The sequence below is a fragment of the Pseudomonas sp. 44 R 15 genome, from assembly GCF_900004965.1.
In the GTDB taxonomy this organism is placed as follows: Bacteria; Pseudomonadota; Gammaproteobacteria; order Pseudomonadales; family Pseudomonadaceae; genus Aquipseudomonas; species Aquipseudomonas orientalis_A.
Map to the genome: position 1 here is coordinate 12,474 of NZ_CVTU01000085.1, position 501 is coordinate 12,974.

Here is a 501-nt window from a genome sequence, read left to right on the forward strand (position 1 = left end):
GCGAGTGCCGTTTTTTCGCTGACAGCAGGACGCGGAGCGTCCGGAGCGGCATTCCCACGCGGAGCGTGGGAACGATCATCATCGCGCCTTTTTTTCTGTGCTTTTATTAAAGTGACTTGTTCCAGAACAACAATTGATCGTTCCTTGATCGTTCCCATGCTCCGCGTGGGAATGCATCCCGTGACGCTCTGCGTCACCATTGCGCGAGTGCCGTTTTTTCGCTGACAGCAGGACGCGGAGCGTCCGGAGCGGCATTCCCACGCGGAGCGTGGGAACGATCATCATCGCGCCTTTTTTGCAGTGCTTTTATTAAAGTGACTTGTTCCAGAACAACAATTGATCGTTCCTTGATCGTTCCCATGCTCCGCGTGGGAATGCATACCGTGACGCTCTGCGTCACCATTACACGAGTGCCGTTTTTTCGCTGACAGCAGGACGCGGAGCGTCCGGGGCGGCGTTCCCACGCGGAGCGTGGGAACGATCATCATCGCGCCTTTTTTT